Consider the following 20,205-nt stretch of genomic DNA (forward strand, 5'->3'; position numbering starts at 1 on the left):
GAACGACGATCAGGCCGCCCGCATGTCGTTGAGGAAAGCGTCGATTTCCCCGCGCAGCATATCGGCCTCGCGCCGGAGCGCGTCCGAGGCGCTCAGCACGTCGCTTGCCGCAGCGCCCGCTTCGGCGGACGCGGTGGAGACGCCGACGATGTTGCTGGAGACTTCGCTGGTGCCGCCGGCGGCATGCTGGATGTTGCGGGCGATTTCGCGCGTGGCGGCGCCCTGTTCCTCGACCGCGGCTGCGATCGTCGTGGTGACGTCGTTGATCTCGCCGATGATCCGGCCGATGCCCTGGATGGCGCCGACCGCGGAGGTCGTGACGTCTTGCATGCTGGCGATCTGGGTGCGGATCTCGTCTGTCGCCTTGGCAGTCTGGCTCGCCAGGCTCTTCACTTCGGAGGCGACCACGGCGAAGCCGCGGCCGGCCTCGCCTGCGCGCGCAGCCTCGATGGTCGCGTTGAGCGCGAGCAGGTTGGTCTGCGAGGCGATGGTCTGGATCAGGTCGACGACGACGCTGATGCGGCTCGCGCCGTCGGCGAGGCTCTGCACGGTGGCGTCGGTTGCTCCCGCTTCGTCGACCGCCTTCTTGGCGATCTCGGCGGAGGTCACGACCTGGCGGCTGATCTCCTGGATCGAGGAGGACAGCTGCTCGGTGCCGGCCGATACGGTCTGTACGTTGACAGACGTTTCCTCCGCGGCGGAGGCGACCGCGTTCACCAGCGCGTTGGACTGGTCGGCGGTGTTCGACATGCTCTGCGCGGTCGATTGCATCGAATTGGCCGACTGCGCGAGATTGTCGAGCGCGGAGCGCACCGTGCTTTCGAATTCGGCGATCTTCGCTTCCATGCGCGCGGCACGCTCGGCCTTGGCGATACGGTCCCTGTCCTGCTCGCTCGTCAGCGCGCGGGCCTCGATCATGCTCTCCCGGAACACTTGCAGCGTGTTCGCCATCACCGAGATCTCGTCGTTGTGGTTCTTCGAGCGATAGATGTCGGTTTCGAGGTCGCCGTTCGCGAGCAACTGCATCGATTGATGCAGGGCGCCGATCCGGCGCAGGATGCTGCGCCCGACATAGAGCCAGACGAACAGCGCCGAGCCGACCAGCATCAACGCGCCCATCGCCAGCATGACCGACGTCGCGAGCGAAATCTCCTGCCGCGCCTGGAAGGTCGAGGCGTTGGTCTCCTTCTGCACGCCGTCGACGAGCTGCTGCACGCTGATGCCGAGACCGACATTGAGCTTGCGGGTCTCGTCCAGAATGGTCTGGCCATAGTCGATGGAGTCGAGCTCCTTCTCGCGCAGATTGAACACGCCGGTCTTGCCGGTTCCGAGCGCGAGCAGCTTTTCCGCCGTCTCGCGCAGCATCTTGTTGCCCTGGTTGTCCGGCAACAGGTCGAGGTTGGAACGCAGGCGTCCCTGCGCCGTCTTGAATTCCTTCTGGATGTCGTCGAGCTTGTCGCTCGTGCTCGCCGACAGCGCCGCGCTCATGTTGGCGGCGGCGAGGTTGCCGCTGGCGACGACGTTGCCGAGCTGACCGACGGTCTGCGCGGCTTCGGTTGCATCTGCGGCGGACAGGTCGGCCGAGCCGAGAATGGCGTTGACGCGGGTCTGCGCGTCCAGCATCGCCGGGCTCGCCGCGCCGACGAACGCGCCCTGCGCGTTTCGAAGCGCATCATATTGCTTCTCGTGGAGGGCCGCGATGTCGAGCCGTTCGCGGGCGGCCTTCGCAAGGCTCTGAGTTGCCTCGTTGATGCTCTTCATCGTGTCGCTGAGCCCGGAGACGACGCTCTTGTCGCCGCCGAGATCGATGATCTCCGTGAGCTTCCGCTGCGTCTGCTCCTGCAATTCCATGAGCTTCTTGGTGCGCTCATTCAGGGCGTCGTCGCTTTGCGCCGCAAGCAGGGCCGGTCCCTGCGCCGCAAGGCTGGCACTGAGTGCCGACAATTGGAGGCTGGCGGAAAGGCGCGGAATGTCCCGGCCGCTCAGTTCGGTCATGCGTCCGCCGAGATTCTGCAGCGCCAGCCCGGCGCCGGCCGCGATCACGAGGCCCATGCCCGCGATCACTGCGAAGGCCGCGAACAGGCTGCCGCGCACGCCCCATTTCGGCATTCTGAAACGAGGACGGAGACGGCCAAGGAAACGGCCAAGGCCCAGACGGATCGCCATCGAAAATTCCCCCAATGTTCTTGCTTCTGTTTGTGAGCGCAGTATCGGCAGCACCGGTTAAAAAATCGCACTTGGCACAATTGGTTGCGCATGTTCCGCAGAGCGAAAAAAGAAGGGCCGGCAACGAGGCCGGCCCTTCATCGTGATAAGGTTTTGATAACCGGTCAGTAGGGCGCGACCGCCGAGCCTGCCCAGTTGAAGCGGTAGTTGACGCCTGCCTTGAAGGTATGGTCGTCGGTGGTGAAGTTGCCGGTGCCCACCAGCGGGCCTGCCGTGAAGTGCGCATCGCCGAAATTGTAGTACTGGTACTCGGCCTTGGCCGACCAGTTCGGGGCGAACATGTATTCCAGGCCGGCGCCGACGGTGTAGCCGTTGCGGTGATCGCCGTCGATGATGAAGCCGGTCGGCACGCCGCCCACGGTCACCTTCTCGTTGTTGTCCGAATAGGCGTAGCCGCCCTTCACGTAGAGCAGTCCGGGGCCCCAGGTGTAGCCGACGCGGCCGGTGATCGAGCCGAGGCCGCGCTGGTCATTGGTATAGGCGATGCCGCCCGGAAACACTGCGCCGACGCTGCCCGTGAGCCAGGAATACTGGCCTTCGACGCCGACCACGAAGTTCGGGTTGAACTGCCAGTCCGCGCCGACCTGCACGCCGCCGAGGAAGCGGCCGTTGCCGTTGCTGCCGGTGGAGAGGCCGTTGAAATTGTTGTCGCTGGAGAACGCGCCGCCGACATGGGCGCCGAGATAGAAGCCCGTCCAATTGTAGATCGGCGCGGCATAGGCCGGCGCGGGCGACTTGTAATAGCTGCGGTTGCCGAGATCGGCGCCGACGGCCGGCGCAGCCGCGCCCACCACGAGCAGCGCCACGGTCGCAAACAGAATCTTCTTCATCGTCTTGAACTCCAACACGTAAGGTCCCCGGCAGGCGCGCTTTCCTGCGCCGTCGTTGGTTTTGCAGATAGCTCGCTTTTGATGAAAATGCTGTCACATGCATGGCACGGCCACAGCCAACCTAACTTATTGGGCTGTAAATGATTTTCGTGCTTAATGGCGGCTTAAGAAGTGGTGAAGGAAGGCTTAACTTCGCGCATCCCAGGTAACTTGCGCGCGCCTTTTGTTAACCAAGACGCCGCCGAACCTCATCGCGCATCTGTTCGCGAAAGGCCGCGCGCTTTGCCGGCCGGTCATCCTCGCGCACGTCATGACGATCGAAGATGTCGAACTTCTCCAGGATCGGATAGCGCTCGCTCGCCATCGCGAGCACGCGCAGAACCCTGGTCGCCGCCGGCGTCGGGCCACTGATCTCCCAGCGCCGGATGGTGTCGGTGCCGCCTGTCTCCGGCAATCCGCAAAGCCTGGCCATGTCGGCCGCAGTGAGCTTTCGCTCGAGGGCATCGGACAGGTCGTTGCGAAGCTGCTTCAGTTCGGGGCCGGTCATGCTGCTTGCGTCCAGGGAAGTGGCCGAACGCAAGGCACTACAGCATGATCCGGAAGAGTGTGCAGCGGTTTTCCGAAAAGGACCATGCTCAAACAATGACCTGAAGCGCGATGACGATTCATCCCAATCGCATCGCTCTTTAGCGCTGATTCGGGTCCATCCGAAGGCGACGGGCTGATGCGCTGCCGGCTTAGGCCTCAGATGCCTCTGCCACCCCGGTCGCCGATCACGCAGCGCCATGCAGCCAGCCGCTCGGCCGGATGCTGGTTCATCCATTCGGCGAGCTGCGGGGCACCCATCAGGCAGGACTGCACCGAGATTTGCGCAAAGTCCGAAGTGGTGACGATCTGCTCGTGACAATTGGTGGGAGAGGCGAGACTGCAAAGCACGGCGATGATCTTGATCACGATACGCTACTCCCCGTCGCGGCCGATGAAGGTGCGACCGATCGCCGGTTCGTCCTGCTCCTCGCCGGCCCGGTCCGCCGGAGGGAAGATGCTGTCGTAGATGGCGCGCGCCTCCTGGATGAGACGTGCTCGCTCGCGCTCGGATTTCGAGACAAATCGAATGACTTCGCCCATGGCGGCTCCAAATCTCAACTCATGAGTCTGTCATGAGATGACGCAAAACATCCAATCGTCATCTATGGTGCCGCCTTCGACCTTGAAGCGGCGCGGCAGTCACGACCGAATAAAAAGCGCGTGACCGCACATCCCAACGTCCCGGTGTTTCGTTGGGTTGCAAGGCCGGTCCACCACTTCATGTCAGTTGCGCAACTCCAGCAGCCGAGCGGGGAAATGCTTGTGTCGGCCTGTCCTTGCGCCCGTTGGCAAGGAAGGTCGCACGAAGCAGTGCTGCCGGAGCGAATCTGTTTCGCCTCTTGCGGCGTGCAAGTTCTTGGAACGATCTCGAAATCCGGTGAATCCGCCCGACCAGCCCCTCAGGCCGCCGGGGCTTGCTCCTTTCGACCCGGCACCGCCGCGAGCAGCTCGCGCGTATAGGCATGCTCGGGCGCGGCGAACAGTTGCGCGGTCGGCTTCAGCTCGACGATGGCGCCGCGTTGCATCACCGCGATGCGGTCGCAGATCTGGGCTGCGACGCGCAGATCGTGGGTGATGAACAGCATCGAGAGGCCGAGGCGCGCCTTGAGGTCTTCGAGCAGCTTCAACACCTGCGCCTGCACCGAGACGTCGAGCGCGGAGACGGCCTCGTCGGCGACGACGATCTCCGGCTCGAGCGCAAGCGCGCGCGCAATGCCGATGCGCTGACGCTGGCCGCCGGAGAATTCGTGCGGATAGCGTTCGAGCGAGCCGGCGTCCAGGCCGACCATCTTGAGGAGATCGCGGGCGCGGTCGAACGCGACCTTCGGATCGACGCCGGCCGCGATCGGGCCGTCGGCGATGATGTGACCGATCTTGCGGCGCGGATTGAGCGAGGCGAATGGATCCTGAAAGATCATCTGGATGCGATGACGCTCGGCGCGCAGCGCCTTGCCGGAAAGCGAGGTCAGGTCGGTCTCACCGATCCGCACCGTGCCGCGGTCGGCCTCGATCAGCCGCATCACCAGGCGCGCCACGGACGATTTGCCGGAGCCGGATTCGCCGACCAGGCCGAGCGTCTCGCCCTTGAAGATGTTGAAATTGACCGCGCGCGCCGCATCGACGCGGCGGTCCTCGCGAAACCAGCCGCCCGAGGTGACGTAGGTCTTGTCCAGCCCGATCACCTCGACGGCCCTGGCCCGATCGTCGAGGGGCGCGCGCGCCGGCGGATCCATCGACGGCACGGCGGCGAGCAGCGCCTTGGTGTAGTCGTGCTGCGGCGCGCTGAAGACGGTCGCGGCGGGACCTTCCTCGACGACCTTGCCGTGCCTGAGCACCACGACCTGGTCGGCAATGTCGGCGACGACGCCGAAATCATGGGTGATGAACATCACCGCCATGTTGCGGTTGCGCTGGAGATTGCGGATCAGCTTCAGGATCTGCGCCTGCGTGGTGACGTCGAGCGCGGTCGTCGGCTCGTCAGCGACCAGCACGGCCGGCTCGAGCGCGAGGGCCATCGCGATCATGGCGCGCTGGCGCTGGCCGCCGGAGAGCTGGTGCGGGTAGGCGCGCACGATTCGTTCAGGATCGGGCAGGCCGACTTCGCGTGCCAATGCGAGCGCCCTCGCGCGGCGCTCCCTCGGCGTCAGCAGGCCGTGCGCCTCGAACATCTCCGCCATCTGGTCGCCGATCCGCATCAACGGATTGAGCGCCGTCATCGGCTCCTGGAAGATCATCGCCAGCCGGCGGCCGCGCAGATCGCGCCAGCCGTCGTCGTCGAGCTTGAGCAGGTCGCGGCCCTCGAACATGATCTCGCCGGCCGTGACGTCGACCGTATCGGGCAAGAGGCCCATCAGCGCGTGCGCGCACATCGATTTGCCGGAACCGGATTCGCCGACCACGCAGACGATCTTGCCGGCCCGCAGGTCCAGCGAGATGCCGTCGACGGCGTACGGCCGTTCGGCGCTCTTGGGCAGCGCGATCCGCAGGTTCTTGATGGAGACGGTGGCGGGGGCGGTCATGTCAGCGTCCCTCGCGCGACAGGCGCGGATTGAGCGCGTCGTTGAGGCCTTCGCCGATCAGATTGAGGCCGAGCACCGAAATCAGGATGGCGACACCGGGAAAGACCGTGATCCACCACGCCTGGCGGATCACGGTGCGGCCGGCGCCGACCATGTAGCCCCAGGAAATCAGGTTGGGATCGCCGAGGCCGAGGAACGACAGCGAGGATTCCAGGAGGATCGCGGTCGCCACCATCAGCGAGGCCAGCACGATCACGGGCGACAACGCGTTCGGCAGGATCTCGCGCAGGATGATCCAGCTGTTGCTCTGGCCGGTGACCACGGCGGCCTGGACATATTCGCGCGTGCGCAGCGACAGCACCTCGCCGCGGACGAGGCGTGCCACCGGCGGCCAGCTCACCACCGCGATCGAGGTCACGATCGAATAGATCGAGGGCTGCAGGATGGCGACCAGCACGATCGCGAGCGCGAAGCTCGGAATGGTCTGGAAGAATTCGGTGAAGCGCATCAGGGCGTCATCGACCTTGCCGCCGAAATAGCCGGCCATGGCGCCGATCGGCACGCCGACGATCAGTGCGACCAGCGTGGAGACGAGGCCGACCAGCAGCGACACCCGTGCGCCGAAGATCATGCCGGCGAACACGTCGCGGCCGAGCGCGTCGGTGCCGAGCGGGACGGACGAGAGCGTGAACGGCGGCAGGAACGGCCGCTGCACCATGCGCCACGGCGAGTTCGGGAACAGCATCGGTCCGAACACCGCGACGGAGATCGCAAGCAGGAGGATGATGAGCCCGATGACGCCGCTCGGGCTTTTCAGCATCGATTTCCAGAACTGTTTCATGAGGCGAATTCGATGCGTGGGTCGACCAGTCGGTAGACCAGGTCGGTGATGAGGTTGAAGATCAGGACCATGGCGGAGCAGATCACGAAGACGCCGAGCAGCAGATTGTAGTCCCGCTGCAGCAGCGCGTCGTACATCAGGCGCCCGATGCCCGGCCAGGCGAACACGGTCTCGGTGATGACGGCGCCGCCGATCAGCGTGCCCGAATGGACGCCGGCGAGCGTCACGACGGGAAGCAGCGCGTTGCGGAGCACGTGGCGGCGCTGGATCACGGCGTCGGAGAGACCTTTCGCACGCGCCGTCTTGACGAAGTCGAGGCGTTTCACCTCCAGCATCGAGGCGCGCGTCATGCGGGTGTAAGTCGCCATGAAGAACAGGCCGAGCGTCATCGCCGGCATGATCAGATGTTTTGCGACGTCGAGCGCATGAGCAAGGCCGGTGAGATTGGCGCCGACCGTCTCGTAACCGAAGCTCGGCAACCAATCCATGGTGACCGAGAACAGCAGGATGCCCATCAGCGCCACCCAGAAGATCGGCATGGCGTAGAAGATCAGCGCGAACACGGTGATGGCGGTGTCGAGGAAGGTGCCGGCAAAGCGCGCCGCGAAGGAGCCGAACAGGATGCCGAGCGCGAGCGAGATCGCGAAGGCAGTCAGAGTCAGCAGCAGCGTCGCCGGAAGCCGCTCGCCGATCAGCTTTGCGACCGGCGCCTGCTGGCGGAAGGAGAAGCCGAGGTCGAGCGTCACGACGCCCTTGACGTAGATGAAGAGCTGCTCGGGCAATGGCTTGTCGAGCCCGAACTTCTCCCGGAGCTGCTTGACGAAGACCTGATCGGTGGCCCCGGCCTCGCCCGCCATCACCACCGCGGGGTCGCCGGGCGCAAGGCGAATCAGGAAGAAATTGAGGACGACGATCGCGAGCAGGACGATCACGCCCTTCACGACACGCTGGGCAACAAAGGAGAGCATCTAGACTCGTATGCCAGTTGATCGAGGCGGTCTCGCCGCGAGGAACACCTCTCCCCGACGGGGAGAGGTTGCGCCGAAGGCGCGGGTGAGGGGGATCTGGTCCCACGAGGGAGTGCAACCCCTCACCCGGATCGCATCTGACGATGCGATCCGACCTCTCCCGATGGGAGAGGTGGGCACCGCCGATGCCTCAGCGTCTCGATATGATTTCATCGTGAATCAGTTCGTACCCTGGAGCGCGACGCCGCGACTGAGATTTCATCGCGGTGTCGCATGCACCTCGTCACTTGTCGAGCCATGCGTCCTTGAAGCCGTCATTGACCCCGATCCCCGTGGTGATCAGGTTCTTGACCTTGCAGCGCATGATGGTCGGGAACTGCAGCTCGAGCATCCAGGCCACCGGCACGTCCTCGACCAGGATCTTCTGCGCCTTCTCGTAGATCTCCTTGCGCTTGGAATCCGGCGTCGCGACCGCGCCGTCGGCGAACAGCTTGTCGATCTCCGGGTTGGAATAGCCCTCGACGTTGTTGAACATCTGGCCCTTGGCGATGGCACTGGAGACGTAGTTGCGCCCCACGCCGAGCGCGGGATCGCCGTACTGGTACAGATAGGTGAAGGCGATGTCGTAGTCCCACTCGGCGATCTTCTGGTTGCCGCCGGCAACGTCGGTGGCGATCGTCTCGATGGTCATGCCGACGTCCTGGAGATTCTGCTTCACCGCTTCGCCCCAGCGCTGCCAGGTCTCGCCATAGGCGAGCGGCAGCAGGCGGATCTTCTCGCCCTTGTAGCCGGCTTCCTTCAGCAGCGCCTTGGCCTTGGCCGGATCGTACGGATATTTCTTCACGTCGTCGGTGTAGAACTTGATGGTCGAGGCTGACGGGCCGGTCGCGACCTTGCCGAGCCCGTTCCAGATCACGTCCTTGGCGAAGTCGCGGTCGATCGCGTACATGATCGCCTGCCGCACCCGCTTGTCAGCGAGCGGCCCCTGGCGGTTGTTCAGCCACAGCCAGGCCAGCGGCGAGAAGAACTCCCAGCCGGCGCCGGTGACGCAGGTGTCCTTGAGCTTGGACAGCCGCGGCACGTCGAAATTCTCGACCGAGCCGCCGGGCAGCACGTCCACCTTGCCGGTCTCATACGCCACCGCGCGCGCCGCGGCGTCGGGAATGACCTGCCAGTAGATCTCGTCGAGATAGGGCTTGCCCTTCTCGTGGTAGTTCGGGTTCTTGACCAGGCGGATGAACGAGCCCTTCTGCCATTCCTTGAACATGAAGGGGCCGGTGCCCACCGGCGCGTTGTTGTAGGGATTGGTCTTCCAGTCGGTGCCTTCGTAGAGATGCTTCGGCACCATCGGCATCGAGCCGACCTCGAAGATGCCGAGGAAGGGGCCGAACGGCTGCTTCAGCGTGAACACCACCGTGTGGTCGTCGGGCGCCTCGACCTTCTCGACCTGCGCGAGATTGTTGCGGGCGCGCGCGTGGGTCTGCTTCAGCATCTCGATCGAAAACAGAACGTCGGCGGCGGTGAAGGGCTTGCCGTCATGCCAGGTCACGCCCTTCTTGAGCTTGAAGGTGTAGGTCTTGGCGTCCTCGCTGACGCTCCAGCTCTCGGCAAGCTCCGGCTGCGGCTCGAGCTTGGGGCTGTAGCGCAGCAGGCCTTCGAAGATGTTGCCCGATACCATCTGGGTCGGGCCGTTCTGGATCTGCGCAAGCATCAGGCCGGGTGGCTCGGGCTGGATCACGGCATTGATCGCGCCCCCTGCTTTCGGCTCTTGCGCCAGCGCCGAGGCCGTGAGGCCGCAAGCCAGGAGAAGACCAAGCAACACTCGTTTTGGCATGTCGTATCTTTCTCAAGCGAGGCCAGCCGCAAACGCTTCGCAACGTCCTGGCGCGCAAAGCGACGGTCGGCCCATCCCAGTCCCCATCCGATATCGAGGCTCACACAGTCTCGTTCGGCGCCGCAAGATGAAAGTCTCGACAGTGTTCGCACAAAAAATGTACAGCGCGTCCTGTTTTCACTTGATTCATTCTCGTGTCACGGAGAGAAGTCCGCCATGGACAATGCCACGCGCTCCGAACGGTCCCGCAATGCCGCGCTCGAGGCGGCGATCGCCATCATCGCACGCGACGGACCCGGCCGGCTGACGCTCGATGCCATCGCGCGCGAGAGCGGCCTCAGCAAGGGCGGGGTGATGCATCAGTTCCGCACCAAGGAGGCGGTGCTGAAGGCGTTGCTCGAGCGGCAGATGGCGCATTTCGAGGAGTTCTCGACGCGCCACATGGCCAAGGTGAGCGCGTCCTCGGCAAGCCCCAATCTGGCGACGCAGCTCGCCACGATCAGGGAAGCGGCGAGCTCGCCGAACTCTGCCGCGCTGGCCCTGGTTGCGGCCATGGTCGAGAATCCCCGCCTGATGGCGCTGCCGCGCGAGCGCGAGATGGAGAGGATGGCGGCGATCAGGGAAGAGGCCGCAGATCCGGACCTTGCGATGATACGCTGGGCCGGAGCGATGGGACTGCTGCTGAGCTCGCTGTTCGGCATGTCGCCGCTCAGCAACGACGAGCACCAGCGACTCTTCGCGCGTCTGCTCGACGACGCGCAATGGAGCGGCCTCGAACAGCCGGCCGCGACGCGCACCGCCAATCCCGCTAAATCGGGGACGGCATCGGCCGCAAAGGCCGCAACCCCTCGCAAGCGCGCCTGATTCATCGTTAATGAATTCCGACCGATCGCTGCCCAAAACCGCGCCTGCGGCCAAATGTGTCAGGACGCATTTTTGCGACTTTACAAACCAACCAGTCGGTTTTATAAATTGAAACACTGAGACGGCCCAAGGCATCCGAAACGCCCCGGACGATGCCTTGGGTTGGCAATGGTGAGCGCCGCAGCCGCGATTGGTCCCAAAGCGCGGCTGCGGTCGTCCTTGCCTTCCCAAGAAGCCGCAAGAGGAGTTTGGAATGGATCGCTCGATCGCCCTGCGCGGTCTGGGAACGCTGGTGCTTTGCGCGGGCATCGCCGGCTGCGCATCTGTCGCGCCCGTGCCCTATTCGGAGTTGGCGTCCTCGGCCTACATGGCCCCGGACAAGGCGGACGCATCAGGCCGCGTGCCCTACCGCTATTCCACGCCGGTCGACTGGCGTGCCTATCGTAATGTGATCCTCCAACCCGTCGCGGTCTATCGCGGCCGGGATCACCAGTTCGGCGACATGTCCGACAAGGACAAGGCGACGCTCGCCGCCTACATGCAGAACTGTTTCGCCGAGCGGCTGCGTAGCCGGTTCACGCTCGTGCGCGAGCGCGGACCGAACACGCTGCGGATCAGGCTGACGCTCACCGGCGCGGTCACTAACACACCGGTGCTCGGCACGCTCTCGCGCTTCGACATGGCCGGCGCCGTCTACAACGGGGTGCAGGCTGCGCGCGACGGCGAGGGGATGATGACCGGCTCGGTCATCTACGGTGTCGAGATCTTCGATGCCACGACCTCGCGCCTGCTCTCGGCCTACGTCACCAAGCAATATCCGGGCGCCTACGACATCAAGGCCAGCGTCGGCGCGCTCGCGGCCGCCACCGCCGGCCTCGACAAGGGCGCCGATGCGCTGATGGCGCAACTGAATTGAAGCCGCAACCCCTGCAACGAAAGGTGCCGCTGATGAACTTCCTGCTTCGCTTCGTGCTGCGCGTCGCGATCACCGTCGTGATGATGATCATCGGTGGCCGCGCGGGCGCGGCCGCTCCCGCCGATCCCAGCGGCACATGGCTCGTAGAGGACGGCCGCGCCCGCATTCGGCTCGAGCGCTGCGGTCCGACGCGTGACCGCATCTGCGGCTTCATCGTCTGGATGAAGGAGCCGGCGGACAAGCGCGGCCAGCCCTATCGCGACAGTCAGAATCCGGACCCCGACAAACGCGCCCGCGCACTGCTCGGCCACCAGCTCATCATGGGCCTGCAGGCGACGCCCGAGGGCCGGTTTGCCGGCGACATCTACAATGCCGAGGACGGCAAGTTCTATTCGGTCTCGCTGTGGCGCGAATCCGCCGACCGCCTCAAGCTCAAGGGCTGCCTCATCAAGCTGCTCTGCCAGACCCAGACCTGGCAGCAGACCCTCGACGTTCTGCCCGGCCAGCTCGTCGGCCTGACCGGCGATCTCAACGGTCCGCGCGCCGACAAGGAATGGGCCGCGGTGCCGGCTCCGAAGCCGATGCAGGCGAAGGCGAAGTAGCCTTCAGGAGGTCTCCAGCCCGTCGCAACTCGTCGAGCGCGCCTGCGCGTTGCTCGCGGTACGCGAAGTCGTGGTTGGGACGGCCGCGACGCTCCCGGTGGGCTCATGACCGCCCTCGCGATCGGTCAGTGGCGGATCCGCCCGCGAATTTGATCCGGATCAAAGCCAAGCCGCCGCTTTTGCGATCGAATGGCAACTGGCGGGACGCGGCACTGCGCGTCCCGTTTCCTTGAGCCGTGAGACGATCCATGGACATTCTGGCCACGACTACCCCAACGGATGACGATTGCGGGGCCGAGGTCGCCGGCCTCGAGCACTCGTCGGAGGCGGGCGTGCAGCACTGCCTGCGATTGCTGAGCAATGCCGGCCTGCGTCCGACGCGCCAGCGCCTGGCGCTCGGCCAGTTGCTGTTCCTGGGCGGCCATCGTCACGTCACCGCGGAGAGCCTCTATGAAGAGGCGATGGCGGCGAACGCATATCTGTCGCTCGCGACCGTCTACAACACGCTGAACCAGTTCACCGAAGCCGGCCTGCTGCGCCGGATCGCGGCCGACGGCATCAAGTCGTTCTTCGACACCGACACATCCGTGCATCCGCACTTCTATCTCGAAGGCGAGGATATGCTGATCGACGTTGCCGACGGCCTGGCCTTCACAAAAGTGCCCGAGGCGCTTCCCGGCCACGAGATCGCGCGGCTCGACGTCATCGTCCATTTGCGCCGCAAGCGCATGGCGTAACCCGGGCCTTGCGAATTTCCTACCGCAAGCCCGCCCGCCGAAATCCCTCCAGATAGTGCTCGCGATCCCCGTCATTGGCCCACGGCAGTTGCGTCTCGATCCAGTGCAGCGAGATGTTCGGTTGGGTGCGACGGAGCTCGCCGAGCGCCATCTCCGCAAGCGCCCCGTCGCCCGTCATGCCGGCGGAGACCGCCAGCACCCGGTAGGCGCCGGTGAGGTCGCCGCGGTGGCGGATCGCCTCGCGCGCCAGCGCGATGGCCTCGTCATAATGCCGCTCGGTGAAGCGGGCATAGGCGGCGATGCCGTGATAGATCGCCAATGACGGATCGCGCGGCGACAGCCGGATCGCCCTTTGCGCGGCCTCGAACGAATCCCGGGAACGTCCGGCATAGGACAGCGCCAGCGCGTAATAGCCCTGCGCCAGCGAGAAGTTCGGATTGAGCGCGAGCGCCTGCTCGAACTCGGACAGCGCGTCCGCAAGCCTGCGTGTCGAAAAGCAGACGCTGCCGAGCGCGGCATGCGCCCAGGCGTCCTCATGGTCGCACCGCACCGCGGCGAGCGCGGCGGCTTCCGCGGCCGGGGCAACCGCGGCCAGCTCGGCCCAGCCGAGATGCACGCCGAACATGTCGTTCACGGCCAGCACCGACAGCGCCTGGCCGTAGTTCGGATCGATTGCAATCGCGCGCTCGAGCAGCCCCCGGGCGGCGCCGTGATCCTGCCGGGTCACGCGCCAGTAATGCGACAGCGCACGCATCAAGAGGTCCCAGGCGTCCAGGCTTGCGGGCGGCTTGCGATGGGCACGAAAATTCTCCGCCGCGTGGATCTGCGGCTCGATCGCCGCCGCGATCGCATTGGTGATTTCGTCCTGCACGGCGAAGACGTCGACGAGCTCGCGGTCATAACGTTCGGCCCAGAGATGGTTTCCCGACACGGCGTCGTTGAGCTGCGCGGTGATGCGCACCCGGTTGTCCGCCTTGCGCACGCTGCCTTCGACGACGTAGCGGACGCCGAGCTCCTCGGCGATCTGCCTGATGTGGACCGCGCGCCCCTTGTAGGTGAAGGACGAGTTGCGGGCGATCACCATGAACCAGCGCTGCTTCGACAGCGCGGTGAGGATGTCTTCGCTGATCCCGTCGCCGAAATAGTCCTGCGCGGGATCGCCGCTCATGTTCTCGAAGGCGAGCACCGCGATCGCCGGCCGGTCCGTCACGCGTGGGGGAGTGGGCTTGGTTCCTGCCTGCGCGGGAGATGCTGCCGCTTCTTCCCGGACCTCGCCGACGAAACGAAAGCCCTTGCGCGGAATGGTCTTGATCAGCCGCTGCGCCGCGCCGTCGTCGCCAATCGCCTTGCGCGCGGCGTTGATCCGGCTGTTCAGGGCGGAATCCGAGATGATGCGGTCGCCCCAGATCTGGCTGATCAGGTCATCCTTACTGACCAAACGGGCGCGTTGCGTGACCAGATAAAGCAACAGATCGAACACTTGCGGCTGCAATGGAACGGCCGTCCCGTCGCAAGTGAGCTCCCGCAGGTCACTGTCGAGCACATTGTTTTCAAAGCGAAATCGCACGTTTTCGTCGTCTCAAGCAAAAATCAAAGTCGTCTCAGGCGAAAATCAACCGTCCGCGAAAGTCCCGGGACGACCGATCCGGCATGGTGCGACGACCAAACCGTGTCGATGTCTCGGCACAACGGAGCATTTCATGACCCAACTTGATCAACACGTTCATTCTGTCGGCCCGGAGGTGACGGGCTCTCGCATTTTCAAGTTCATCGCCTTTCTGTACGGAATTGCGGCATATCTCGTGTTTTTCGTCACCATTCTCTACGCCATCGGCTTCGTCATGGGGGTGATGGTGCCCAAGACCATCGACACCGGAAGCGACTCGTCGACGGTCGAGGCCCTCATCGTCAACCTCCTCCTGATGACGCTGTTCGCCCTTCAGCACAGCGTGATGGCACGCAAGCAGTTCAAGGCCTGGTGGACCCAATTCGTGCCCAAGACGGTTGAGCGCTCGACCTATGTGCTGTTCGCGAGCCTGTCATTGCTCCTCCTGTTCTGGCAGTGGCGCCCGCTGCCGTCGGTCATATGGAACGTCGAGAATCCGGATCTTGCCGTGACCCTGGTCACGATGTCCTTCGCCGGCTGGGTGCTGGTGTTCACCTCGACCTTCATGATCAACCATTTCGAATTGTTCGGACTGCATCAGGTGACCGACCATCTCGTCGGCAAGGAGGCGGCGCCGCCGCGCTTCAAGACGCCGCTGCTCTACAAGTTCGTCCGCCATCCGATCTATCTCGGCTTCATCATCGCGTTCTGGGCGGCGCCGACCATGACCGCGGGCCACCTGCTGTTCGCGGCCGTGACCACGCTCTACATCTTCGCCGGCATCGCGCTGGAGGAGAACGATCTCGTCGATCTCTTCGGCGAGGAGTACCGGCAGTACAGGCAACGCGTCTCCATGCTTATTCCCTGGCGCCGGTCGGTATAGTCTGAGCCTCGCCCCGCGCGTCCACCGAAAGGAGGGCGCGCGGGGCGCCGACGCGCAATGATGATCCCAAAAAAGAACGGAGACGCCTAAATGAAACATGTCGGAAATTGCTTCTGTGGCGCGGTCACGGTCGAGGTCACGGGTGCACCGGAGGCGATGGGCTATTGCCATTGCCGCTCCTGCCGCTCCTGGTCGGGCGGTCCGGTCAACGCCTTCAGCCTGTGGAAGCCCGAAGCGGTGCGCATCACCGAAGGCGCTCAGAATGTCGAGACCTTCGTCAAGACGCCGCTCAGCCAGCGCAAATATTGCAGGAAGTGCGGTGGCCATCTCATGACCAACCATCCGCCGCTCGGTCTGGTCGACGTCTTCGCCGCCACCATCCCGACGCTCGCGTTCACGCCCGGCGTCCACGTCAACTATGCCGAGACCGTGCTGCCGATGCACGATGGCCTGCCCAAGCTGAAGGATTTTCCGGCCGAGTTCGGCGGTAGCGGCGAGATGATGCAGGAGTAGCGGCGGTGGGTGAGGTGACCCTCACCACAAATCCGATAAGGAGCTCGTGGGGGCCGCCCCCATCCGCAAGCCAAGGCCGAAGCTCTGCTTCGGCCTTCTCTCCAGAGGGCGGCAGAGCGCCGCCCTCGCTCTTGATGGGGAGAAGGACGAAGGACTAGCCTCCGCGCGATTCAACGACCTTGCGGCAGGAGTCCGAGAGCTTCGACTTGTTCTCGCGCAGACAGGCGTTCATCTGCGGCGGCTTGCCGACATGTTCGGCGCAGAATTTACTGGCGTCGCCGCGGCAGGCCATTTGCTCCTGGATCGATGGGCCGGACTGTGCAGCAGCGGGCAGGGCGGCAGCAGTGAGCAGCAGCGCGGCAAGAACCGAAATCTTCATAAGGCACCTCTTTGGAATCGTGGTTGGTCCCGACCGGGATCACGCGGGCCGGACCATCTCGCGAAGCCCAGGCGTGGGTCCATGCCATGTTCATGGCACCGGCTCGGTGACCCGAGCGCCGTACCCCCATCTTCATGGCATGTATCCGCGTCCCGACTTTTGCCATTCAGGCTGCACCTCGGCTGCGAAAACCGGTGATTGCATCGGGACGCCGAACGGGAAGCAGGAGAGCAAGATGTCAAAGAGAGCTGGAGCGCTGAGCGCCGGGCTGACGATCATGGCCCTGGCGGGCGCGGCGATGGTGTCGCTGGGCACGAGCCCGGCGCAGGCGGTGGTCTATTGCAAGACCGTCGGGGTGCCCAAGGGCTGCGTGGTGCGGCCGACCGCGGCGGTGCTGGTTGCGCCGGGAGCTCCGGTTGCGCGGGCTGCGGTGGCGACCCCCGGTGTCGGCGCGCCCGGCGTCGGCGTGCGCGCAGGTACGCCGATGAATCGCGGCGGTCCTGTCAATCGCGTCGGCGTGCGCTGATACTTCATTCGATTGATTTGATTGCATTGCTTCGGGCCAACGGAGCCTGCGGACGAACACCCCCCGTCCTCCGCAGGCAATCACCCGGCCCGTCCCCTCTCTCCGTGCGCCCTACACGTCCGGAGAGGGGGCTTTTCAGCCCGCAGCCATGTCGCTGTCGGGAAAGCGCTGCGGCAATTGCAGCCGCACGCGCGTGCCGGAGGCATCCGAGCTCAGGTCGAGCACCGCGCCGCAGCGCGCGGCACGGCTTCTCATGTTGCGCAGGCCGCGCGCGGTCTGGCCCGCGCCCGCGGCCTCGCAGTCGCCGGCCAGCGCAAAGCCCCGGCCGTCATCCGTGACGCTGATCACGCCGTAAGGCCCCTGGCTTCCATCATGCGTCTCGATGGTGACCGCGACGTGGCGGGCCTGTGCGTGCTTGGCCGCGTTGGTCACGGCCTCGTCGAGGATGCGCACGATCTGGATGACGTGCCATGGCCTCAGCTCGGGATGCAGCGGCAGGCCCTGCGGCGTCGCCACGCGCCAGTCGAGCGCGATGTCGTGCGGCCGCAATTGCGCGGTCGCGCGCTCGCGCCAGGAGCCGAGCGCGAGCATCAGGTCGCCGCCGATGTCGTCCATGGAGTCGATGACGAGGCGCAGGTCCTTCAGCGCCGCACGGGCGGCGTCCGTGATGGTCGCGCCCTCACTGCCGCGCTCGGACAATGCGACGATGCTCACGAGCTGCCCGCCGAGGCCGTCATGCAGGTCCCGCATCAGGCGCGTGCGCTCGTTGGCGAGCGCGGCGGCGCGGGCGCGCTCCTCCTCGCGGGCGAAGCTCGCCTTCAGCCGTTCCTCGGCTTCGCGCACGCGCGTCACGAGCTGGCCGGCAAAGCTGTCGACCTGGTTCAACGCGCGGGCAAAGCGCCAGGTCAGCCCGGCGCCGATCGCGACCAGCATGGCCGAATAGGACAGGCGCGAGACGAAGATGCGATCGTTGGTCTCGATTTCGAGCACCGTGAGCATGTCCTGGATCCAGCAGACCAGCACGATGGTCACCGCGCAGCCGATCATGAAGCTCGCCGCGTCCTGCCGTCGTACCACCGCGGCAGCCGCGACGCAGGCCATCAGGAACAGGCAGAGGCCGACGGTGGGAATGCCGAGCACCAGGAAGAGGATGCGCGGCAGCGGCGGCCCCCCGATCAGCCCGACCACGAACACGACGACGCCGGGCACGAACAGCAGCGTGCCGTAGCGCGGCCAGCGCCAGCCGAAGAACAGCACGCCGAACACGACGACCAGCGCACTCTCGATCGGCGCGGACGCCAGCAGCACCGCGGCGAGCCGGGATGCGGTGGCCGGCGGCACCGGCGCCTGCGCGAACGCCTGCACCAGGCCGAGCACCATCGCCACCGCCAGCACGCCATAGACCGGCTCGCGGCGCCGCATCAGCCACATGATCGCGAGGATGACGGCCAGGATCGCCTGCCAGGCGGAGAACACCACCGGCAGCGTGACGAACAGCAGCGTGCGTGTCTCATAGGCCGGGCGCAAGGCGGCATCCGGCCCGACATAGACGGTGTCGAGGAAGCCCTTGAGCGGTCCCCACACGAACAGCCGCACCGCGATCTCGTTTCCGCCCTCGCGCAGCAGCGAAGCGGGGATGAGTGCGATCTGCGGCGTGTTGCGGTCGGGCCGGTTGGCGTTGGCATCGCGCCGGGAGTCGAGCACGACGACGCCGTTGACGGCGACCTCCACCGCGTTGCTGAAGCGGGGCAGGAACACCGACCAGCCCGAGGCCGCATCGCCGCTCTGGAAGGTGAAGGCGCCGGTGTAGAACGGCGGGTCGGCCAGGGAGTAGCGCGACGAGGTGAAATGCGGCAGCGTCACGGGGCGCGTGACGCCGTCCTCCCGCAGCGCGAATCTGCCGAGCGCAAAATCCTCGGGGTCGCTCGGCTGGAGCAGCCGCAAGCCGAGAATGGTGGCGATCACGATCAGCGCCTGGAACAGCAGATAGGGCACGAGGCGCGAGGCCAGCAGCCGGCGCCGCGCGGGTGTGGCCGGTGCCTTCATAGGTGCCTTGGCCGCGAGCTCGCTCACAGCTTGATCAGGCCCTGCTGCACCGCCTCGAACACCGCTTCGCTGCGCGTGTGCACTTCGAGCTTGCGATAGATATTCTTGATGTGGCCGGGCACGGTCTGCCTGGACAGGCCGAGATGGCTCGCGATCTCGGCATAGCTGAAGCCCTTCGCGATGCCCCAGAGGATGTCGATCTCGCGCGGGGTCAGCCTGGCCGTGTTGAGCGCGGGCCCGGGCGGCGGCTCCGCCGAATTCTGTGCGGCCCCCTGTGTTCTGCGCACGATGAAACGGGCGATCGAGGCCGAGATCGGCGAATGTCCCGCGACCAGGTCGCGCACGGTGGTGGCGATGTCGGTGGGGAAGGCATCCTTGAGCAGATAGCCGGTGGCGCCGACCGTGATCGCGGAGATCACGCTCTCCTCGTCGCCGAGCGCGGAGATCACCATGATCTCGGTGTCCGGAAAGCGCCGCCGGGTCTCGCGGATCAGCTCGACGCCGTGGCCGTCGGGCAGCCGCAGGTCGGTCAGCAGCACGCGCGGCGCGCCGACGCTCAGGGCCTGCCGCGCCTCCGCGAGCGTACCGGCGCTTCGCACCTCGTAATCGGCCTTGACCAGCGCATCCTGGAGCCGCCAGCAGGTCGGCGCGTCGTCCTCGACGAGGAGGATGGTGATGGCTTCACCCGTCTCGCCCTGTTCGGTCATGATCATCGTCCCGCGACCCGCGTGTCCCCCGCGGCGCGAGGCAAGTTTAACCGCAGCGCGGATGCCGCGACACCCATAATCATGGGGGCGGGGATGACACGGGGCGGTGTCCGGCGCGGATGGACGGTCGTTGGTTGCGCCGAGGCTTGAGCGCGTGCTCATAATCCGCGCTGCATTCAGCGCATGGATGAGGTCCACTCTGCCTCCGACACCGGCCCATGACGGCATCTCACCAGATGTCCGAGTTGGGCCAAGAGCGACTTAGGGACGACGATCGCCGAAGGCGAGTTACGGGCCCATTATCGGACTTCAGATCCGGATCAACCCGAATGTCAGCGAAGGGCCAGGCGACCAACGCCACAGTTATCGACAGGTTGTATGCTCCCAACCAAAGGTTGCGCAGTCCAGTATGTATGCTAGGGTGCATTTACCGGTACGGCGTTTCCCGCCCGGACCTGGAAGGACATGGTCATGAGATTGTCATCGAGCCTTGTCGTGCCTTCAACCGTCGCTGTCTTGTCGACTGTCTTGCTGTGCGCCCCGGCTGCGTCGCAGATCCCAACCGGCTCCGCCGCCACGCTTCCTCCCGTCACAGTCGATGCGCCGAAACAGGTGGCGAA

Annotated in this window: 20 protein-coding genes; 7 read left to right on the forward strand and 13 right to left on the reverse strand. The window is 65.3% G+C overall.

Annotated elements, in window-relative coordinates; all coding sequences use genetic code 11:
- Positions 1 to 9: 9 nt before the first annotated feature.
- From FJV43_RS21080 to FJV43_RS21120, 9 genes are all read right to left on the reverse strand, one after another.
- Positions 10 to 2,166, reverse strand: coding sequence for a methyl-accepting chemotaxis protein (locus FJV43_RS21080; RefSeq protein WP_239620525.1), 2,157 nt, complete (start codon positions 2,164 to 2,166; stop codon positions 10 to 12).
- A gap of 164 nt (positions 2,167 to 2,330) precedes the next feature.
- Positions 2,331 to 3,056 carry an outer membrane protein gene (locus FJV43_RS21085; protein WP_239620527.1) on the reverse strand — a complete coding sequence of 242 codons (726 nt, stop codon included), beginning with the start codon at positions 3,054 to 3,056 and terminating at the stop codon, positions 2,331 to 2,333.
- A gap of 226 nt (positions 3,057 to 3,282) precedes the next feature.
- Positions 3,283 to 3,603: a hypothetical protein gene (locus FJV43_RS21090; RefSeq protein ID WP_239620529.1), complete on the reverse strand. Its 321-nt coding sequence runs from the start codon at positions 3,601 to 3,603 to the stop codon at positions 3,283 to 3,285.
- A 197-nt stretch (positions 3,604 to 3,800) separates the two neighbouring features.
- A complete protein-coding gene (locus FJV43_RS21095) occupies positions 3,801 to 4,010 on the reverse strand; it encodes a hypothetical protein (protein WP_239620531.1) in 210 nt (69 codons plus the stop codon).
- Positions 4,011 to 4,016: 6 nt separating this feature from the next.
- On the reverse strand, positions 4,017 to 4,184 hold the full coding sequence (locus FJV43_RS21100) for a hypothetical protein (protein WP_239620533.1): 168 nt from the start codon (positions 4,182 to 4,184) through the stop codon (positions 4,017 to 4,019).
- 359 nt (positions 4,185 to 4,543) lie between these two features.
- Complete coding sequence (locus FJV43_RS21105; protein ID WP_239620535.1) at positions 4,544 to 6,163, reverse strand: ABC transporter ATP-binding protein; 1,620 nt, start codon at positions 6,161 to 6,163, stop codon at positions 4,544 to 4,546.
- A 1-nt stretch (position 6,164) separates the two neighbouring features.
- The gene (locus FJV43_RS21110; protein WP_239620541.1) at positions 6,165 to 7,004 is read right to left on the reverse strand and encodes an ABC transporter permease; all 840 of its coding nucleotides are present in this window, start codon (positions 7,002 to 7,004) and stop codon (positions 6,165 to 6,167) included.
- Positions 7,001 to 7,972, reverse strand: coding sequence for an ABC transporter permease (locus FJV43_RS21115; RefSeq protein WP_239620543.1), 972 nt, complete (start codon positions 7,970 to 7,972; stop codon positions 7,001 to 7,003). The genes FJV43_RS21110 and FJV43_RS21115 overlap by 4 nt, the downstream gene beginning before the upstream one ends.
- Positions 7,973 to 8,255: 283 nt before the next feature.
- Positions 8,256 to 9,806 (reverse strand): ABC transporter substrate-binding protein, encoded by a 1,551-nt coding sequence (locus FJV43_RS21120; RefSeq protein WP_239620545.1) that lies wholly within the window; start codon positions 9,804 to 9,806, stop codon positions 8,256 to 8,258.
- A 216-nt stretch (positions 9,807 to 10,022) separates the two neighbouring features.
- On the opposite strand from FJV43_RS21120, the gene FJV43_RS21125 reads away from it, so the two are divergent.
- The 4 genes from FJV43_RS21125 to irr all read left to right on the forward strand — a co-directional run bounded on the left by FJV43_RS21125 (position 10,023) and on the right by irr (position 12,925).
- Positions 10,023 to 10,670 (forward strand): TetR/AcrR family transcriptional regulator, encoded by a 648-nt coding sequence (locus FJV43_RS21125; RefSeq protein WP_239620546.1) that lies wholly within the window; start codon positions 10,023 to 10,025, stop codon positions 10,668 to 10,670.
- A gap of 253 nt (positions 10,671 to 10,923) precedes the next feature.
- The gene (locus FJV43_RS21130; RefSeq protein WP_239620548.1) at positions 10,924 to 11,586 is read left to right on the forward strand and encodes a DUF3313 domain-containing protein; all 663 of its coding nucleotides are present in this window, start codon (positions 10,924 to 10,926) and stop codon (positions 11,584 to 11,586) included.
- 32 nt (positions 11,587 to 11,618) lie between these two features.
- Complete coding sequence (locus FJV43_RS21135) at positions 11,619 to 12,188, forward strand: DUF2147 domain-containing protein (protein WP_239620549.1); 570 nt, start codon at positions 11,619 to 11,621, stop codon at positions 12,186 to 12,188.
- 248 nt (positions 12,189 to 12,436) lie between these two features.
- The gene (gene irr, locus FJV43_RS21140; RefSeq protein WP_239620551.1) at positions 12,437 to 12,925 is read left to right on the forward strand and encodes a Fur family transcriptional regulator Irr; all 489 of its coding nucleotides are present in this window, start codon (positions 12,437 to 12,439) and stop codon (positions 12,923 to 12,925) included.
- A 19-nt stretch (positions 12,926 to 12,944) separates the two neighbouring features.
- Here the strand turns inward: irr and FJV43_RS21145 are convergent, their stop codons facing one another.
- The gene (locus FJV43_RS21145) at positions 12,945 to 14,492 is read right to left on the reverse strand and encodes a winged helix-turn-helix domain-containing tetratricopeptide repeat protein (RefSeq protein WP_239620553.1); all 1,548 of its coding nucleotides are present in this window, start codon (positions 14,490 to 14,492) and stop codon (positions 12,945 to 12,947) included.
- Positions 14,493 to 14,625: 133 nt separating this feature from the next.
- Between FJV43_RS21145 and mddA the strand changes: the two genes are divergently transcribed.
- Complete coding sequence (gene mddA, locus FJV43_RS21150; RefSeq protein WP_239620555.1) at positions 14,626 to 15,414, forward strand: methanethiol S-methyltransferase; 789 nt, start codon at positions 14,626 to 14,628, stop codon at positions 15,412 to 15,414.
- Positions 15,415 to 15,504: 90 nt separating this feature from the next.
- A complete protein-coding gene (locus FJV43_RS21155) occupies positions 15,505 to 15,927 on the forward strand; it encodes a GFA family protein (RefSeq protein ID WP_239620557.1) in 423 nt (140 codons plus the stop codon).
- Positions 15,928 to 16,081: 154 nt separating this feature from the next.
- On the opposite strand, the gene FJV43_RS21160 is transcribed toward FJV43_RS21155, so the two are convergent.
- Positions 16,082 to 16,306 (reverse strand): cysteine rich repeat-containing protein, encoded by a 225-nt coding sequence (locus FJV43_RS21160; protein ID WP_131872197.1) that lies wholly within the window; start codon positions 16,304 to 16,306, stop codon positions 16,082 to 16,084.
- A gap of 235 nt (positions 16,307 to 16,541) precedes the next feature.
- On the opposite strand from FJV43_RS21160, the gene FJV43_RS21165 reads away from it, so the two are divergent.
- On the forward strand, positions 16,542 to 16,832 hold the full coding sequence (locus FJV43_RS21165; protein ID WP_239620559.1) for a hypothetical protein: 291 nt from the start codon (positions 16,542 to 16,544) through the stop codon (positions 16,830 to 16,832).
- A 135-nt stretch (positions 16,833 to 16,967) separates the two neighbouring features.
- Here the strand turns inward: FJV43_RS21165 and FJV43_RS21170 are convergent, their stop codons facing one another.
- Both FJV43_RS21170 and FJV43_RS21175 read right to left on the reverse strand, forming a co-directional pair.
- Positions 16,968 to 18,905, reverse strand: a complete 1,938-nt coding sequence (locus FJV43_RS21170) for an ATP-binding protein (protein ID WP_239620560.1) — start codon at positions 18,903 to 18,905, stop codon at positions 16,968 to 16,970.
- Positions 18,902 to 19,585 carry a response regulator transcription factor gene (locus tag FJV43_RS21175; protein ID WP_239620562.1) on the reverse strand — a complete coding sequence of 228 codons (684 nt, stop codon included), beginning with the start codon at positions 19,583 to 19,585 and terminating at the stop codon, positions 18,902 to 18,904. Before FJV43_RS21175 ends, FJV43_RS21170 begins: the two co-directional genes overlap by 4 nt.
- Positions 19,586 to 20,205 lie beyond the last annotated feature (620 nt).

This window comes from Bradyrhizobium sp. I71, assembly GCF_022354745.1.
Classification (GTDB): domain Bacteria; phylum Pseudomonadota; class Alphaproteobacteria; order Rhizobiales; family Xanthobacteraceae; genus Bradyrhizobium; species Bradyrhizobium liaoningense.